Annotated in this window: 11 protein-coding genes; 3 read left to right on the top strand and 8 right to left on the bottom strand. The window is 38.4% G+C overall.

The window, feature by feature from the left end:
• The first annotated feature begins 52 nt into the window (after window positions 1–52).
• A complete protein-coding gene (locus ABN080_RS10935; protein ID WP_349441029.1) occupies window positions 53–1,291 on the top strand; it encodes an MFS transporter in 1,239 nt (412 codons plus the stop codon).
• A gap of 239 nt (window positions 1,292–1,530) precedes the next feature.
• Window positions 1,531–3,291 carry a YbaL family putative K(+) efflux transporter gene (ybaL, locus tag ABN080_RS10930; RefSeq protein WP_349441028.1) on the top strand — a complete coding sequence of 587 codons (1,761 nt, stop codon included), beginning with the start codon at window positions 1,531–1,533 and terminating at the stop codon, window positions 3,289–3,291.
• A 91-nt stretch (window positions 3,292–3,382) separates the two neighbouring features.
• Here the strand turns inward: ybaL and ABN080_RS10925 are convergent, their stop codons facing one another.
• From ABN080_RS10925 to ABN080_RS10890, 8 genes are all read right to left on the bottom strand, one after another.
• Window positions 3,383–4,693, bottom strand: coding sequence for an inosine/guanosine kinase (locus ABN080_RS10925; RefSeq protein WP_349441027.1), 1,311 nt, complete (start codon window positions 4,691–4,693; stop codon window positions 3,383–3,385).
• A gap of 103 nt (window positions 4,694–4,796) precedes the next feature.
• The gene (gene wzz(fepE), locus ABN080_RS10920) at window positions 4,797–5,915 is read right to left on the bottom strand and encodes an LPS O-antigen length regulator Wzz(fepE) (protein WP_164526679.1); all 1,119 of its coding nucleotides are present in this window, start codon (window positions 5,913–5,915) and stop codon (window positions 4,797–4,799) included.
• 162 nt (window positions 5,916–6,077) lie between these two features.
• Window positions 6,078–7,058 carry a ferrochelatase gene (gene hemH, locus ABN080_RS10915; protein ID WP_072070133.1) on the bottom strand — a complete coding sequence of 327 codons (981 nt, stop codon included), beginning with the start codon at window positions 7,056–7,058 and terminating at the stop codon, window positions 6,078–6,080.
• A 174-nt stretch (window positions 7,059–7,232) separates the two neighbouring features.
• Window positions 7,233–7,877 carry an adenylate kinase gene (gene adk / locus ABN080_RS10910; protein WP_023582632.1) on the bottom strand — a complete coding sequence of 215 codons (645 nt, stop codon included), beginning with the start codon at window positions 7,875–7,877 and terminating at the stop codon, window positions 7,233–7,235.
• Between the two features lie 181 nt (window positions 7,878–8,058).
• Window positions 8,059–9,942 carry a molecular chaperone HtpG gene (gene htpG / locus ABN080_RS10905; protein ID WP_196553889.1) on the bottom strand — a complete coding sequence of 628 codons (1,884 nt, stop codon included), beginning with the start codon at window positions 9,940–9,942 and terminating at the stop codon, window positions 8,059–8,061.
• A 193-nt stretch (window positions 9,943–10,135) separates the two neighbouring features.
• Window positions 10,136–11,326 carry a formate-dependent phosphoribosylglycinamide formyltransferase gene (gene purT / locus ABN080_RS10900; protein WP_349441026.1) on the bottom strand — a complete coding sequence of 397 codons (1,191 nt, stop codon included), beginning with the start codon at window positions 11,324–11,326 and terminating at the stop codon, window positions 10,136–10,138.
• A gap of 122 nt (window positions 11,327–11,448) precedes the next feature.
• Complete coding sequence (gene rarD, locus ABN080_RS10895) at window positions 11,449–12,360, bottom strand: EamA family transporter RarD (RefSeq protein ID WP_349441025.1); 912 nt, start codon at window positions 12,358–12,360, stop codon at window positions 11,449–11,451.
• Window positions 12,361–12,592: 232 nt separating this feature from the next.
• The gene (locus ABN080_RS10890; protein WP_115350804.1) at window positions 12,593–13,540 is read right to left on the bottom strand and encodes a PfkB family carbohydrate kinase; all 948 of its coding nucleotides are present in this window, start codon (window positions 13,538–13,540) and stop codon (window positions 12,593–12,595) included.
• A 274-nt stretch (window positions 13,541–13,814) separates the two neighbouring features.
• Here ABN080_RS10890 and ABN080_RS10885 point away from each other — a divergent pair, with 274 nt between their 5' ends.
• Window positions 13,815–15,281 carry a glycoside hydrolase family 32 protein gene (locus ABN080_RS10885; protein ID WP_349441024.1) on the top strand — a complete coding sequence of 489 codons (1,467 nt, stop codon included), beginning with the start codon at window positions 13,815–13,817 and terminating at the stop codon, window positions 15,279–15,281.
• The last annotated feature ends 39 nt before the right edge of the window (window positions 15,282–15,320 follow it).

Below are 15,320 nucleotides of genomic sequence, written 5' to 3'. Positions count from 1 at the left end.
TTAATAAAAACAGAAACAATTTATTAACAATATAATGTGACAGGGAATTAAAATGAGCAATAGTGACCCAACGCTTCCTATAGAAGAAGCCAAAGCTTTACAACGAAAAGCTAATAAGCGTAATACGGTTTTTAGTATTTTAACGGCTATCAGCTTTTCACATCTTCTCAATGATATGATCCAATCATTGATATTAGCTATCTACCCTATGTTGCAATCAGAGTTCTCTTTAAGCTTTGTACAAATAGGGATGATCACCTTAACGTACCAAATTACTGCATCCTTATTGCAACCTTTTATTGGTCTCTATACTGATAAATATCCTAAACCCTACTCATTGCCTATTGGTATGGGCTTTACGCTAACAGGACTTATACTCCTCGCCTTTGCTGATACATTCCCAATGTTATTACTTGCTGCTGGGTTAGTGGGTACTGGCTCTTCTGTTTTCCACCCTGAATCATCACGTGTTGCCAGAATGGCATCAGGTGGAAGACATGGTTTAGCACAATCCCTTTTCCAAGTTGGTGGCAATTTAGGTAGCTCCTTAGGCCCACTTTTAGCTGCTTTAATTATTGCCCCTTATGGTAAAGGTAATGTCGGTTGGTTCTCTCTTGCTGCTCTATTGGCTATTGTTGTGTTATTACAAGTAAGTCGCTGGTATAAAATTCAGCAAGAAGTACAGAAAAAACAACCCAAAACCATCAAAAACACAGCAACACTGCCACGTAAAGCCCTACTTGGTTCTTTGGCTATTTTACTTATTCTAATTTTTTCTAAGTATTTTTATCTTGCAAGCATCAGTAGCTACTATACTTTCTATTTAATACATAAATTTGGTGTTTCAGTACAGAATGCCCAAATTCATCTGTTTGTTTTTCTTTTTGCTGTTGCTGCTGGCACCATGATTGGTGGCCCTGTAGGCGATAAAATTGGTAGAAAATACGTTATTTGGGGATCTATTCTAGGTGTTGCGCCTTTTACACTAATACTCCCTTATGCCAGCTTATACTGGACTGGCGTACTTACTGTATTCATTGGTGTGATTTTAGCTTCAGCATTTTCTGCTATCTTAGTTTATGCTCAAGAGTTAATTCCGGGTAAAACAGGCATGGTTTCAGGACTTTTCTTTGGGCTTGCTTTTGGGATGGGAGGGATTGGTGCTGCAGTCTTAGGATATATTGCAGATCAGAAGAGTATTGAATATGTCTATCATATTTGCGCTTATCTCCCACTGTTAGGTGTTTTTACCATTTTTCTTCCTAACATTGGGGTAGATAAAACTGAATAAACTGTAATTACCCCTGTTATTTAAATGAACCAATAACAGGGTAAATCTTACCTTACAAGACAAGACTTATTAAAATAACATAAAAAATCGCATTTGCGTCATAAAATTCAATCAACTTGCTATTTTTATAAATAATCGATAATTTTTAGCGAATTTATTGCATGAATACGTTAAACTATCAGCCTGCTATATTACTCGCCCCCCCGATACATGTAGTTTTATAAAAAGAAGGAGAATTGATGCCGCATTCAACACCCCTCATTACCACCATTGTTGGTGGGTTAGCACTTGCTTATATTTTAGGCATGATCGCTCAACGGCTAAAAATCTCACCTTTAGTAGGATATCTTGCTGCGGGTGTACTCGCTGGTCCATTTACCCCAGGCTTTGTCGCTGATACCTCTCTCGCCCCTGAACTCGCTGAAATCGGCGTTATTCTGCTAATGTTTGGCGTGGGTTTACATTTTTCTTTAAAAGATCTTATGGCGGTAAAAGCTATCGCTATTCCGGGTGCTATTGCGCAAATTGCAGTCGCAACACTATTAGGATTGGGATTATCAGCATTTTTTGGCTGGGGTTTATTTAGTGGCATTGTATTCGGTTTATGTCTATCAACAGCAAGTACCGTTGTTCTTTTACGAGCACTTGAAGAAAGAGGCCTGATTGATAGCCAGCGAGGGCAAATTGCTATTGGTTGGTTGATTGTTGAAGACTTAGCAATGGTATTGGCCCTTGTACTACTCCCAGCAGCTGCCAATATGCTAGAAAGTAGTGACCAAACCAGTATTTCTCAACTAATGGTTAATTTAGGGATCACAATCGGTAAGGTTGTTGCCTTTATCTTAATCATGATGATTGTTGGTCGTAAGCTTATTCCTTGGATTTTAGCCAAAACCGCAGCAACAGGCTCTCGCGAACTCTTTACGTTATGTGTATTAGCACTAGCCTTAGGTATCGCCTATGCTGCTGTAACCCTATTTGATGCTTCTTTCGCATTAGGCGCATTCTTTGCCGGTATGGTACTCAATGAGTCTGATTTAAGCCACAGAGCTGCTCAAGATACTTTGCCACTGCGTGATGCCTTTGCTGTACTGTTCTTTGTTTCTGTAGGTATGCTGTTTGATCCTATGGTCTTAATTGAACACCCACTCGGCATCTTAGCAACACTCGCTATCATTATTATTGGTAAATCAGCTGCCGCATTAGTGCTTGTGCGAATGTTTGGGCATTCCAGACGAACCGCCTTAACTATTTCTGCAAGTCTTGCTCAAATTGGTGAATTTGCCTTTATTCTTGCTGGCCTTGGTGTTGCACTCAACGTTTTAGAGCCAGATGCACGTAACCTTGTTTTAGCCGGTGCTTTAGTTTCTATTATGCTAAACCCTGTTTTGTTCTCTTTATTAGACCGTTATTTGGCAAAAACAGAGACAAAAGAAGAAGTGGAACAGCTACAACAAGAAGAGCTGGAAGAAGAAATGCCAGTTCCTGTCGATATTTGTGGTCATGCCATCATTGTCGGTTATGGACGAGCAGGAAGTATGCTTTCTGAAAAATTATTAGCTAAATCTATTCCGTTAGTTATTATCGAAAATAGCCGTAATAAATTTGCTGAATTAAAAGAGAAAAGCTTAAATACGGTACTGGGTAATGCCTCCACTAAAGAGTCGCTTGCTTTAGCACGTATCGATTGTGCTAAATCGTTATTACTGACTATCCCTAATGGTTATGAAGCCGCTGATATTGCTGAAACAGCAAGAAGTATGAACCCTAATTTAAATATCATTGTTCGTGCTCATTTCGACGATATTATTGTTCGGGCTAACTATGATGAAGAAGCCTCTTTTATCCTTGAAAAAGGTGCAAATCACGTCATTATCGATGAAGATCAAACGGCGTCCGCTATGGCTGATATGTTGATTAAAGAAGTCGAATTTGGTTGTGCTATTGATGATACACCTGAAGATGGTCAGCAGATAATCGCGCCTAGCACAGCACAATAAAGAAATAAGCGTTTAAATTAATCCGTTTAAACCAACAAAAAGCCTATCTAAGATAGGCTTTTTTATTACTCTGCAATAAAGCTATATCAACTTAACGTTCCCAATAGGCTTCTTCTAAGCTGTCTTCTTTTTCAGGTAAACCACGAGTTAAACGCGGTGAATGCTGACTTAACACTTGATAACTCACTCGGTTAGCATATTTACATACTTGTGCTAATGATGAGTAGGTTAAATAAGTTCGAGGATGCTTACTCGAATTCGGCACATTAATTCGATGATAGCTATTCGCTGTAATATCATGCAGTAATGCTGATAATGCAGCATCACCCGCACCATTTGTATTCATGATTTTCTCAGGGCCCCCCATATAAGGCTCGATATGGGAATAAACTTTTTCAGGCTCTTCGCAATCTTTGTAGCGCATTGCGCGGCTAAATTCATAACGATTAAATTCAGCAATTGCACCAGGTAATAATGGATGCGTTGTTTGACGTTTAAAGCTTTGCTCCGTATAACCGCCCATATAAAGCCCTGCAGGGCCTGCGGTACAAAGAACTAGGTCAACCCATTCTAACGCCACATCAGAGGCAAGAAGAGGATCAGAATGCCCTGTTAACTCAAATGCTTCATCTTCATTCATTGCCACAACAGACACATGTTCTTTTAAGAAATCACGCCACCATTGTGGATCATCCGCAATAACGTATTTAGTACCTAATGTCAGCACTACGGGTACATCATACTTTTTCGCATATTCAATCGCTTTCATGGTCGCCAAAGGCATTGGCTCACCGGGCTTACAACGTACTAAATAGGCGGTTAGCACTAATGCTGATGCTTCTGCAATCACTTCTTCTGGAATACTTTCAGGCCTGAGTTGATTCATTTGCCCCGGGCTTATCGCAAAAGTACGTTCGCCATTTTCCGTTATCAGCGTAAAACAGCGCCCAATAGCACCATCGACACCTTGAAGGTAATTCAAATCAGTACGGCTAGACGTGTTACATAAATAGCGATAAGCATAGCTACCAATCTGAATGTTATTACACATAGTACCTAATAACACAGAGCGGTCATCAGCCAATACAGAGTAGTTATGCAACGTGTTACCAATGGTGCCACCCGCAAATTCGTGAGTAATTAAGTTATTATCTGTTAATTCACGATAAAGTGCTTCTGCAACATCATCTTCAATAACGAGAGAGTGTCCCTGACTCAAGTTATAACGGGTAATAAATGCCTCATCAACTTTCGCTTCGATATCCACCAATGTTTGGTCAATGCCGACAATATAGGCGCGAGAAGATTCGCTCTCCGTCATATTGATGATGGGTTGTAATAAAGGATCTCGTAAACTAACGGGAAAATAGTGTTTGGATTTTCGTTTGCCAGGGAATTTCATTGTGAACGATGCTACACAGCTAAAAAAGATGCGCAATGTTAACACAATATTATGGGAGAGACAGTAGGTGTACGTCTGTACACCTACTTATTTGGAGATATTTTTATGCAGCTTTACGACGGCTTCTCGCCATATAGCTCAGTAAAACACCCATTACAGAAAGGATGAAACCAACAAAAGCAGCTCCAACTAAAATCAGAGCACGTTTAGGGGCATCTTTTTTAGTCGGTTCGTAAGGCTTCAACATATATTTGAATGGTACAAATTGAAGCTCATCTAATTTCACTTTCTCTAACTGCTTCATGTTATATAAACGGTTTTTCAGATCAGCACTCACTGTTGTTGGATCAGTGATAGCTTCTGTGATTGCCAATTTACTACTTAACGCATCGGAACCCATAGCAATAGAGTAATCAGGATCATCTTTAATTTGTGCGCCTTCACTTGAAATTGGTTTTTTTACACCTGCCGCATTAGCAATCTCTAACGCATATTTTAAGCGTTGGACATTTACATTACGTGCATTAGCAATACGTTCTAAGTCCATTTCATACGCTTTTTGAGCAAAGCTTAATTTACGCTCAATTTGGTCATCTATTTCGTCTTTCACTTCCATACGTACTTTAGTGGAAATAAAACGAATATAGCCTGAAAGTAAATCATAAGCCTCTTCTGAGGTTGGTGCAGTAAAGCTTAGATTAATTTCGCCACTAAACTCTTCTTCACTATTTTTATCATCTGAAGCTTTTAAATTAATATCTTTCGTTACGATTTCTTCAATTAATTTACGTTTATCCAGTGGCGTTGGCTCTTCCATTTTAGCCAGCAAACTTTTGTAATAATCCGTACTTACCAAATACTCTTCACGTAAAACACGAGAGTTATAGTTATTGATAAATTTTTGATAAACGGAAGAACCATTAACACCCGTATCAACATCCACTAGGCTTAGTTCAGTCAATGTGGCTCTTAATTGCTTCATTTCATCGAGCATTGGCTTGGTAATTGCAGCTTGGCTTGTCCATTTTTGAGGTAAAAAGCTTGCAACAGTAAAGCCAACGATAGCAAATAATAACGTAATACCAATAATGACAAATTTTGATTTATAAATAACAGAAAATAATTCAAAAAGATCGATTTCATCGTTCTGTTTTAGATAAAAGTCATCGAAATTTCCTTTATCAATTTCTGAAGATTGTGGTTTTGAAAGCTTACTATTCATTTTCCTGCCTAAATTTATGTAATGCAGTGTCCGTTTATCAGCATTTTAGTGATTAACACTAAAACACTTAAAAAATGAGAAAAGATAAGTTTATATATAACTGAAATATGATCAAATTAATATATCATCAAATCCGATAATTTTATTTATAGAATTCAGTAATTATTTTTTGCATATCTCGCGGATCATCGCCTCTAGCAAGTCAATATGCTCAGGATCATCATTTAATGCGGGAATATATTCATACTGTTTACCACCACCATGAATAAAGAACTCGCGGTTTTGTTCATTAATTTCTTCTAATGTTTCCAAGCAATCCGACGAAAATCCTGGACATACAACCTGAACATGTTTAATACCTTCACTTCCCAGCTTTTCCATCGTTTTATCAGTATAAGGTGATAACCAAGGTTCACGACCAAAGCGCGATTGAAACGTCAACATGACCTGCTCTTTAGAGTAGCCTAATTGTATTTCTAATTGTTCTTTAAGCTTTTCCGTTGTAAGGCAACATTCATCATAATAAATATCCCCTGTTTTGATAAAGCGCTCAGGAATGCCATGGAAAGAGAGAATTAAGCGATCTGGTTTTCCATATTGCTGAAAGCTCTTCTCAATAGAGGTAACAAGTGCTTTGATATAAAGCGGGTGTTCAGGGTAGCTACGAATAAAATTTAAGGATGGAATAGTGCGCATCCCTTTCAATATTTTGCTTACACCATCAAACACAGCAGCAGAAGTAGAACAAGAGTATTGAGGATAAAGTGGTAACAAAATAATGTTCTCAACACCTTGGTGTAACAGTTTTTCAATCCCTTCATTTAGCGATGGATTGCCATAACACATCCCTAATTCCACAGGTATATTAGGTAATCGCTGAGCAAGCGCGTGTTGTTGAGCTCGACTATAAACTAACAGCGGGGACCCCTCTGCCATCCATATTTGTTGATAAAGTTTTGCTACTTTAGGAGAACGAAACGGCAATATCGCGCCCTGTAATATTGGTTTCCAAATTAAAGGAGAAACATCAACAACACGAGGATCGCTAAGAAATTGTGCTAAATAACGTCGGACAGCACCCGTTGTCGGCGCATCAGGTGTACCAAGATTAACGAGAAGAACACCATACTTAGCATGATTCATACCATGACTCCTTAGAGTTATTTTTATTAGGATAACCAAAGAGTAGAAGAATAAAGGAAAATAATGAATTGTGCTTGTCAATTTATTGGATCGAATTTTTTAACTTATTTTATACAGGCTAAATAAGATAAAAAAAATCCCGGCTAAACCGGGATTAATCATAGCGATGACAAATTAGCCAAGGATACTTTTCAGTTCAGCATTAATTTCGCTAACTTTTTGTGTACCATCAACTTTGAAGTATTTTGCATTGCTTGCTTTAGCTTCATTTTGATAATAAGAAACTAACGGTGCCGTTTGAGTATGATACTCAACTAAACGTTTACGAACGGTTTCTTCTTGGTCATCTTTACGTGTTGTTAACTCTTCACCTGTCACGTCATCACGATTTTCCACCTTAGGTGGATTAAATTTCACATGATAAACACGACCAGATGGTGCGTGAACACGACGGCCAATAATACGTTCTACAATGATGTCATCCGGTACTGCGAATTCCAGTACGAAATCCACATTGATACCTGCTTCTTTCATTGCATCAGCTTGTGGAATTGTTCTTGGGAACCCATCCAACAAGAAACCATTACGACAATCGTCTTGTTTGATACGCTCTTTAACTAACGCAATCACTAATTCATCAGTGACTAATTGACCATTGTCCATCAACGCTTTTGCTTTCAGCCCTAGTTCTGTACCTGCGCTTACTGCTGCACGTAACATGTCACCAGTTGAAATCTGCGGGATACCATAATTTTCTTTAATGAATTGAGCCTGAGTGCCTTTACCAGCGCCTGGAGCGCCTAGCAGAATGATACGCATCGCGTAAATCCCCTTGCATTTAATTTTTTATATTTAAACTCGAAAACGCATTACCATACCATTTTGTGAGGTCATCGCTCAAGAAATCACGGTAGCGATTGCATTTTATTTTTGTCGAAAAAGAAAAAACCACGCTCTCTTTTCAGATAAACGTGGTTTAAATGTTTGAAAACGAAAACAGTTACGCTTTTTGAACTAAAAGTTGATTCACTAAGCGAATAAACTGGTTTGGATCTTCCAAAGAGCCTCTTTCAGCAAATAATGCCTGATCCAGTAATAAATTGACCCAATCAGCAAATAAAGCGTCATCAGTTAACTCTGCTGTTTGTTTCACTAATGGATGATTTGGATTTAGCTCAAAGTTATATTTTACTTCTGGCACTTCTTGTCCAGCTGCCGCAAACAATTTCGCCATTTGAGTAGTCATTTCATCCGCACTGGTTGTCACAATCGCAGGGGTATCTGTTAAGCGGTGTGTTAATTTTACCTCTTTAACTTTGTCACCCAACAAAGTTTTAATGCGTTCAACGAAAGGTGCTAATTGTTTATCGGTTTCTTCTTGTTCAGCTTGTTTTTCTTCATCCGCCAGCTTATCAAGTGATTCATCGGCTTTACTGACAGACTGGAATGATTTGCCATCAAATTCTGTCAGATAATTCATCATCCATTCATCAATACGATCTGATAACAGCAATACTTCGATACCTTTTTTGCGGAATAGCTCTAAATGAGGGCTATTTTTCGCGGCAGCGTAGCTATCAGCAGTGATGTAATAAATTTTTTCCTGACCTTCTACCATGCGGCTCACATAATCTTCCAGTGAAACAATTTGAGCATCACTGTCGTTATGTGTTGATGCAAAACGCAGTAATTTAGCAATAGTTTCAATGTTAGAGGAGTCTTCTGCTGGGCCTTCTTTTAAGACTAAACCAAACTCTTTCCAGAATGTTTGATACTCTTCAGGCTTATTCTCCGCCAGTTTTTGTAACATTTGTAATGCACGTTTAGTTAATGCACTGCGTAAGTTACGTGTAACAGAGCTGTCTTGTAGAATTTCACGCGAAACGTTTAGTGGTAAATCATTGGAATCAACTAACCCACGAATAAAACGTAGGTAATTAGGCATAAACTGCTCAGCTTCATCCATAATAAAGACACGCTGTACATACAGTTTTAAGCCATGACGCTGTTCACGATTCCATAAATCCCAAGGCGCTTTTGAAGGTACATATAACAAACTTGTATATTCTTGTTTACCTTCAACGCGGTTGTGTACCCAGCTTAATGGATCAGCAAAGTCATGAGAGATATGCTTATAAAACTCTTTATATTCATCATCACTGACTTCAGCTTTATTACGAGTCCACAGTGCTTGTGCCTTATTAATCTTTTCCCACGTTACTGTGCCGTCTTCTTCATTTTTCGTTTCAATTTCAACAGGCAAAGAAATATGGTCAGAATATTTACTAATAATGCTACGTAGACGCCAGTCATCTAAATACTCATCTTCGCCTTCACGCAAATGAAGCGTTATTTCAGTACCGCGATCCGCTTTTTCAATATCAGCAACGGTGTAATCACCTTCACCTTCAGACTCCCAGAAAACGCCTTTATCAGCTGTTTCACCCGCAGCACGCGTGCGTACAGTAACTTTATCTGCAACGATAAAAGCTGAATAGAAGCCCACACCAAACTGACCAATTAATTGGCTATCTTTAGCTTGATCTTGTCCGATAGATTCTAAGAATGATTTGGTACCTGATTTTGCGATAGTACCTAGATTATCAATGACTTCATCACGAGTCATACCAATACCATTATCACTGATAGTCAGAGTTCGGTTCTCTTTATCAGTGGAAATGCGCACATGCAATTCACCGTTATTTTCATAAAGTGCTGCATCTGATAATGCACGAAAACGTAATTTATCTGCCGCATCTGATGCGTTAGAAATCAATTCGCGAAGGAAAATTTCTTTATTGGAGTAAAGAGAATGGATCATTAATTGAAGAAGTTGTTTAACTTCTGACTGAAATCCTCTTGTTTCCTGACCTTTCATACTCATTTTTACCTCAATTAATCCTAATTTGGCGAAAAAAATCAATATGAGTAAAAAGTGGGGATAGTTAAGCAAGTTTCAAGGGTGGAGTCATAAATTACATGAAGAAAATATATTAGCAGGCTGATATCGATTAAAAATCGATCAAGTAAATAAAAAACACTGCTAAGCAATAGCGAAAACTTAGCAGCAAAAAATGTTATAGTTGCTCACCATCACTAATAATTATCGCTTTTACTCCGGCTTTTACTTCATCTAGCGCATGTTTGATGGTATCAGCATGTGCAAGTACAACCCCTAAACGGCGAGAGCCTGTAATTTCAGGTTTCGCAAAAAGACGAATTTGACGGTTCGCCTTCAACGCTTTTTCAATACCAGAATAAACGATATTTGAGCTATGTAGCTCTGGCAAAATAACAGCTGAAGCACAGTTACCTAGCTGACGGATCCCCCCAATGGGATAACCTAAAAAAGCACGCACATGAAGTGCAAACTCTGATAAATCCTGTGAAATTAGTGTCACTAATCCCGTATCGTGAGGACGGGGAGATACTTCATTAAAAAACACATCATCGCCTTGAACAAACAACTCTACGCCAAATAAGCCGTACCCCCCTAAATTTTCCACCACTTTACTCGCAATATGTTCTGCTTTAGCAAGCGCTATATCACTCATTTTTTGAGGTTGCCATGACTCACGGTAATCTCCTTTTTCTTGTCGATGACCAATGGGAGCACAAAAATGGATACCATCAACAGCATGAATAGTCAGTAAAGTAATTTCAAAATCAAACGGGATCATTTTTTCAACGATAACACGCCCTTTTCCTGCTCGTCCGCCTTCTTGAGAATAGGCCCAAGCATGTGCTAAATCATTTTCACTACGGATAACACTTTGTCCTTTCCCCGACGAACTCATAACAGGTTTGACAATACAAGGAAAACCGATATCTAAAGCAGCTTTTTTAAAACTCACTTCATCATCAACAAATTGATAATTTGATGTTGGTAAAAGTAATGTTTCCGAAGCTAAACGACGGATCCCCTCTCTATCCATTGTGAGTTTTACAGCACGTGCACAAGGAACAACTTTTTGCCCTTTTTGTTCTAATTCAACCAATAACGAGGTTGCTATCGCCTCAATTTCAGGAACAATAAAATTAGGTTTCTCTTGTTCAATAATGAGCTTTAATGCATTACTATCAAGCATATTCACCACATGATGGCGATGTGCGATATGCATCGCGGGTGCATTGGGATAGCGATCAACTGCAATCACTTCAATACCTAGGCGCTGGCATTCAATAGCCACCTCTTTACCCAGTTCACCTGCACCTAATAGCATTACCTTTGTTGCATTAGCTGTAAGAGCCGTACCCAACACAGTCATTTTTTACCCTCACTATTTATAAAAAACACAATGACGCAAACGATTGCCTTTGCGTAGCATAACGGATTTTACTTGATAGAAAAATAGGCAGGCAAAAATAATCAATCAAAGAAAGAAAACAATTACAAAATTTGGCTACGTTTTCCTTTTTGGATTTTTAGATAATTAAGACGTTTTCGGATAAGTGCCAAGATACAGCATAAAAGCCCCAGCCAAATTAGAGAAAAACTGACACCTTTAACTTCATCAAAAGCTTCATGAAATAAGAAAACAGCCAATAAAAATTGAATAGTAGGTTCTATATATTGCGCTAGTCCGATAACGGTTAACGTAGTTCGTTTCACCGCCGCAGTAAAAAACAATAATGGTAATATAGTAACAGGTGCGGTTAAAACATAATAAAAACGAGTCAGATTATCTGCTGAAGGTAGCGCGCTTTTATCTGTCATAAACAACCAAATGGTCACACCTATTGCTAATGGCATTAGCCAAAGAGTTTCCATAAATAAAGAGGTTATTACATCAAAACGAATAAACTTACGAATTAATCCATATACAGCAAATGCGCCCCCCATCATAATAGCCAGCACCGGTAATTCCCCGTACATCCACAGCTGGTATCCCACCCCCGCACAAATTAAGGTAACTGCCCACTTTTCTGCTGGATTAAGCTTTTCTTTCAGAAAGATCACACCTAATAAAATCGAGAAAAGTGGATTAATAAAATATCCTAAGCTCGCTTCTAATACTTGTTGATGCGTTAATGCATAGGTAAAGGTACACCAAGAAACCGCCATTGCCATTGAACTAAATAAACACATAAAAACAGAGCGTTTATCTTGGAAAACCACGCACCATTGAGTTCTATTCTTGATAAAAAGTCGCACCAACAATAATAAAGGAATAGACCAAATTAAACGCTGGGCTAACATTTCTAATGGTTGAGCACCAGGTAAAAGCCGATAAAAAAGAGGTGTGATCCCCCAAAGAATATAAGAAAAAATGGCTAATACTGCGCCCGATTGAGCCCACATTTAATATTCCATCAATAAAAGTCGATACGTTTTAATATCATACGCTTAAAACAGATAGAACAATATGATCAACATCGCTGATTGATTGATAAAAAATAGAAGCGTCTAATCGTAAAGATAAAAAAATCTCCACTAATAATGGCTTCGAGAAAAACCAGTATTAATGGAGGGCAAGAAAATACCATTAAGAGAAAGCGTGGTAAAAACCACAACCAGAAAAATCAGTGAGTTATCAGAAAATCTCCCGAACATGTAAAGGAGGTTGTTGTTGAACAAAATCATGTAATTTTTTACGACTTGGTGCCGCGGCTATCGCCCCTTTTTGAGTTGTGGCCAAAGCACCACAAGCAGCCGCTTGCGTCACTATTTTTGATAAGTATTGTTCATCTTCAGCAAAACCATATTCTGCAAGTGCCGCCAACAAACCAGACATAAAGGCATCCCCTGCCCCTGTTGTATCAATGCATTCAACGGTAAAAGCACTAAATGCAACTTGAGTATTGGGAGTTAATACTAAACATCCTTTAGAGCCTTGAGTGATCACTTTTAAACGCGCGGGATAATCTTCTAATTTTTTAAGCGCATTATTCAATGTCACTTCTTGTGTCATCCACGTAAGTTCATCTTCTGATAATTTTAATATGTCGGCCTTATGCGCATAATTATCGATAACTTCGCGCATTTCCTCATGATCACGCCACATTTGAGGGCGTAAGTTAATATCGAAACTCAGCAATGAATCCGTCTCTTTAATACTCTTTATCGCGGTATCCAAGGTTGAGCGGCAAATGGGATTCACTAATGCTAAAGAGCAAAAATGCAAAATATCTTTTTCGAACGCAGGTAAAGATTTTTCAGTTAAAAATTGATCTGCAGATTCAGCAACTAAGAAAGTAAAATCACGCTCACCATTTTCTTGTAAAGAGACAAGAACTGTACTGGTACGGTGAAACTCATCAAATTCCATTGCTCGAGTATCAACACCCAAATCAAACAATGTTTTTTGCATAAAATGGCCGAACGCATCTTCACCTACACGCCCAATAAAACCACTTTGTTGACCAAGTTTAGCAACGCCCGCAGCGACATTGACAGGCGCGCCACCAGCACATGCTTCATATTGCATGTTTTGCAATGGGATCAGGTCAACAACAGCATCACCTAAAGACCAGACTTTCATAATCTCTCCTGAAGATAAGCAATTATTTTTCTTCACTATATTCTGTTTTTATGACTATTCATAACGATTAAAGGAAGATATTGCTCGTAAATCCACGCTGATAACGTTAACATAATGAGATATTATGATAAAGTCAATCTTATAAAAAGTGTTTTTTTACCTTGAAATGTTATCGTTAACAAAGAAAAGTAACGCATAGTTTAATCTGTTTTTTATTCTTTCATAACGTAAAAACGTGAGCTAAAGACACTGAAAATATAATAAGGATAATGATATGAAACACCGTTTAGAACAATCAACAAATGCCTTAAGTACCTTGATTGAAAAGCGAGGTAATACTTTTTATCCCCAATTTCATTTAGCTGCACCTGCTGGTTGGTTAAATGATCCTAATGGTCTTATTTATCATGATGGTTTATATCATGCTTTTTATCAGCACCATCCTTATTCTCAAGATTGGGGTCCAATGCATTGGGGGCATGCCACAAGCACTGATATGATCCACTGGCAACATCAGCCTATTGCGTTAGCACCGGGAGATGACTACGACAAAAGTGGTTGTTTCTCAGGATCAGCAATTAGCCACGAAGGTAAACTCTATCTTTTCTACACAGGGCACAACTGGTTAGCAGCCGAAGGTGATGATAGCCAAATCTATGAAGCACAATGTGTTGCAATCAGTGAAGACGGTATTCATTTTGAAAAAAAAGGGATCGTTTTACCGCCCCCCGAAGGTTATATGCATTTTCGTGATCCTAAAGTATGGTATCAAGATGGGAAATGGTGGATGGTTGTCGGTGCCAGAGATGAAAAAGATCAAGGACAAGTTTTGCTCTTTTCTAGTGAAACCTTATTTGAAGAAGGGAAACAGTGGAGCACCGATTACATTATTTTGGGAAAAACTGACGATAAAAACGTCTATATGTGGGAGTGCCCTGATTTCTTCCCGATAAGCCAAGACAATGAATTTGCGATTGTCTTTTCACCCCAAGGAAAACGTACGGAAGGCTATCAATACCGGAACCTTTTTCAAGCTGGCGCGTTAATCGGTCAATGGTCACCAAACCAACCATTTAAACCACAAGGTCACTTTATTGAGCTAGATAACGGCCATGATTATTATGCGCCCCAATCATTTATGACTCCTGATGGTCGTCGTGTTTCTATGGGTTGGATGGATATGTGGAATTCCCCCATGCCATCAAAAGCGGAGTTTTGGTCCGGTTGCTTCACATTGCCTCGTGAAATTACCTTTGATAAAATCAAAAATCGTTTATGTATGGTACCAGTCAAAGAAGTTGAATCATTACGCCAAGAAAAAAATACCATTAAACCTCTTACATTAAGCCATCAATCTATAGAGTTAATAGATAACGCATCAGCTATCGAACTTGATTTAACATGGTCTTTAGACAGCCAAGCTGAAAAGTTTGGCTTATGGCTAGGTGAAGGGCTAGAGCTTTTTGTAGATAATCAATCAAATCGTTTAGTGCTTAATCGACATTACCCTCAATACAATATCAGTGGAGCTCGCAGTATTTCACTACCTGAAGGGTGTCAATTAAATTTACGCATATTCATTGATCGTTCATCAATTGAAGTCTTTGTTAATCAAGGTGAATATACATTAAGTAGTCGATATTATGCACCACAAGACGCACGTTCTTTACGCCTTTTTGCAATGAGTGGTGATGCAATATTGCTATCAGGTGAATATTGGCGATTAAATCATATCGGCTAGTTTTGAAAACCATTCATTCTATTTTGATGATGATAAAAC

Source organism: Proteus sp. fly-1089, from assembly GCF_040138965.1.
Taxonomy (GTDB): Bacteria; Pseudomonadota; Gammaproteobacteria; order Enterobacterales; family Enterobacteriaceae; genus Proteus; species Proteus vulgaris_B.
This window is presented reverse-complemented; position numbering and strand designations above follow the sequence as displayed.

Bases quoted from the DNA above. Each gene is read 5' to 3' on its own strand.
- ybaL (WP_349441028.1), top strand. From the start codon at position 1,531: ATGCCGCATTCAACACCCCTCATTACCACCATTGTTGGTGGGTTAGCA.
- rarD (WP_349441025.1), bottom strand. From the start codon at position 12,360: ATGTGGGCTCAATCGGGCGCAGTATTAGCCATTTTTTCTTATATTCTT.
- adk (WP_023582632.1), bottom strand. From the start codon at position 7,877: ATGCGTATCATTCTGCTAGGCGCTCCAGGCGCTGGTAAAGGCACTCAG.
- ABN080_RS10925 (WP_349441027.1), bottom strand. From the start codon at position 4,693: ATGAAATTCCCTGGCAAACGAAAATCCAAACACTATTTTCCCGTTAGT.
- ABN080_RS10935 (WP_349441029.1), top strand. From the start codon at position 53: ATGAGCAATAGTGACCCAACGCTTCCTATAGAAGAAGCCAAAGCTTTA.
- ABN080_RS10890 (WP_115350804.1), bottom strand. From the start codon at position 13,540: ATGAAAGTCTGGTCTTTAGGTGATGCTGTTGTTGACCTGATCCCATTG.
- htpG (WP_196553889.1), bottom strand. From the start codon at position 9,942: ATGAGTATGAAAGGTCAGGAAACAAGAGGATTTCAGTCAGAAGTTAAA.
- purT (WP_349441026.1), bottom strand. From the start codon at position 11,326: ATGACTGTGTTGGGTACGGCTCTTACAGCTAATGCAACAAAGGTAATG.
- ABN080_RS10885 (WP_349441024.1), top strand. From the start codon at position 13,815: ATGAAACACCGTTTAGAACAATCAACAAATGCCTTAAGTACCTTGATT.
- hemH (WP_072070133.1), bottom strand. From the start codon at position 7,058: ATGAATCATGCTAAGTATGGTGTTCTTCTCGTTAATCTTGGTACACCT.